3 protein-coding genes are annotated in these 2,327 nt (G+C 65.7%); all 3 read left to right on the top strand.

The window, feature by feature from the left end; all coding sequences use genetic code 11:
- The first annotated feature begins 46 nt into the window (after positions 1 to 46).
- The 3 genes from ABT116_RS42945 to ABT116_RS42955 all read left to right on the top strand — a co-directional run bounded on the left by ABT116_RS42945 (position 47) and on the right by ABT116_RS42955 (position 2,277).
- Positions 47 to 547, top strand: coding sequence for a TraM recognition domain-containing protein (locus ABT116_RS42945; RefSeq protein ID WP_351646162.1), 501 nt, complete (start codon positions 47 to 49; stop codon positions 545 to 547).
- The gene (locus ABT116_RS42950; RefSeq protein WP_351646164.1) at positions 544 to 1,260 is read left to right on the top strand and encodes a DUF4913 domain-containing protein; all 717 of its coding nucleotides are present in this window, start codon (positions 544 to 546) and stop codon (positions 1,258 to 1,260) included. Before ABT116_RS42945 ends, ABT116_RS42950 begins: the two co-directional genes overlap by 4 nt.
- A gap of 63 nt (positions 1,261 to 1,323) precedes the next feature.
- On the top strand, positions 1,324 to 2,277 hold the full coding sequence (locus ABT116_RS42955; RefSeq protein WP_311052724.1) for a hypothetical protein: 954 nt from the start codon (positions 1,324 to 1,326) through the stop codon (positions 2,275 to 2,277).
- Positions 2,278 to 2,327 lie beyond the last annotated feature (50 nt).

The following is a 2,327-nucleotide window of genomic DNA, read 5'->3' on the forward strand; positions in this document are numbered from 1 at the left end:
ATCGCGGGCTCTCCCGGCGACAGCGTCCCGTACCGCATCTGGTCCGGTGCCCGGGGTATCCTACAGCCACTACGGCTCACGCGGCATCCTGATCATGGCGATCTTGCAGTCCTGGTCACAGGGCGAGGACGTGTGGGGCGCGAAGGGCATGAGCAAACTGTGGTCCGCCTCGAACGTGCGCGTCTACGGCGGCGGCGTCGCAGTCGACGACGGCAACTTCCTCAAGGACATGTCCACCGCGATCGGTGAGCACTGGGAAATCACCGGCTCCGTCTCCAACAGCGGCAACGGTCGCAGCGTGTCCAAGCATCGCAGCAAGGAACGCACCCTCACCGAAGCCGAACTCGAAGCGCTACCCCGCGGCCGCGCGGTCGTACGTTCCTCGGGTAACTCGCCGACGCTGGTGAAGACGGTGCCCTGGTGGGAGGGACCGAACAAGGACGCTGTCGTGGCCTCGATCAAGGTTCACGATCCCGAACCGGAGAAGACCCTGGCGAAGGCCGTCACCAAGGTCGGCGCCGTCGACGCAGTGGAGCTGGTCGCATGAGCACCGATTTCGACTTCCCCGGATTCGCCGACGACTTCGAGCCGCCACCGGAAGGCGCCTACGACGAGGTACCGATCGACGAGGTACCGATCGACGACCCCGCGCCGGCTGTTGATCCTGGCATCGCTGCGCCGGCCGAACCTGCCAGTGCGCTCAGTGCGCAGATGGAAGCGTTCGTGGCGCGGGCGATGGACAAACGGATCAGCCAGGAAGCGGATGCGATCGCGGCGGCGAAGTTCGAGGAGATGCTCACTCCCGAACTGCACACCCAACTCCAAGAAGCTGCACAAGCGCGCCTCGTCGCGCAGCTCGCGGCGGCGCTCAAGGTCCCGGAGGAAGTCGAACCTGAGCCGGAACCGCAGATGGTGTTCGGCTCGGCGGAGGAGTTCCTGCGGGACTGGCTCGCTCCGACGTACCGCCGTCAGGTGATGGACACCCCTTCGCGTGTGTGGTGCCCGCAGTGGTGGAAGCACGAGGAAGCGGTCAACCGCGTTGAAGCTCTCTGGCGGGCGTGGGAGTACCTGCGCCTGGATGCGAAGACCGGCATGAGTGTGTGGTGGCGCGGTCACGCCGATCACCACATGGAAAAGCTGTTCGCGGGCGATGGCCCCTTCAAGGCGTGCTCGGCCGAGCGGGGCCACAAAGGTTCCGTGAAGCCGCTGCCTACCGACAAGGCTCCGGACGCACTGTTCCCTGATCAGCGCGAGGCGTGACCTCCGCGAAACCGCTCTTTCGGCCCGCACCCGGCGGACCGGTTCGACGAAAGGTGAGAGCAGATGTCCGATGACGAAGTAGGCACGATCAGCCGCGAAGTGGGCATGGCGATGCGCGTGGCGATGCAGGTGATGAGCCGACTCGCCGAGCAGATGGCACGCTCCCGCGAACAGCGGATGCGCGATGCACAGCATCGCAGCGAACAGGCAACCCGTGAGTACGCCGAACGTCTCAAGGTCGAACGGACGGCCGCCGAGACGCAGCTGCGAGGAGTCTCGGAGAAGCAGTGGTGGGATCAGGCGAAGCCGGAGGCGATCACCGACGCCTACTTGCAGGCAAAGGCGTGGAGCCCTGAATCGGAGATCGCAGCCCAGGCTGCGCACAAGATCCGTTCCGAAGTCCACCAGCGATACGGCTTCGACGTCGACAACGATCAGGCGGCACGGGAGTTCCTCGCGTACGGCCGCGCGTACAAGGACGTCGCAGGTACGGAGCAGAAGCAGGCCGCTCAGGATCGCGTCGAAGCTGGTGCTGCGATGACCGCGGCCGAGAGCGCCGACCATAAAGCAGAACGCGCGGCGGTCGAGCTCGAAGAAGCGAAGACGTGGGCGCGGGAGAACACTCCAGAGTGGTTCGCCGTCTGGGAGCAGACGTACGGCCCGGAGGCGGGGAAGGACGAACGGAGCGACGCAGAGAAAGAGCTTGTCGGGGACTGGCAGCGGTCACAGCCCGAAACGTCGACGGCAGTCGAGGAAGGCAACCGCGCTCAAGGTGACGATGAACGTGGCGAAGCTGTCGAGAAGTACGACTCCGCGGACCGGCGGACCACGTTCGCGAACAGCATGCACGCGGCCGGCGTCGACTCCGAAGCGATCGCAGCTCGAATGTCCGCCGACACTGCGCAGGGACGCCCCGCCCGCGATGCGGTCCGAACCGGACCGGTCAAGCCGCCAGTCGCACGGAAGGGGAAGACGAACAAGTCACAGGGGCGCGACCGCCAACATGCCGGCCGATAGGCAGGTAATCCAAAGAAGCACGAAGGCCCCGCACACAATCTATGCGGGGC

It is taken from the genome of Streptomyces sp. NPDC002130 (assembly GCF_040296465.1).
GTDB lineage: Bacteria > Actinomycetota > Actinomycetes > Streptomycetales > Streptomycetaceae > Streptomyces.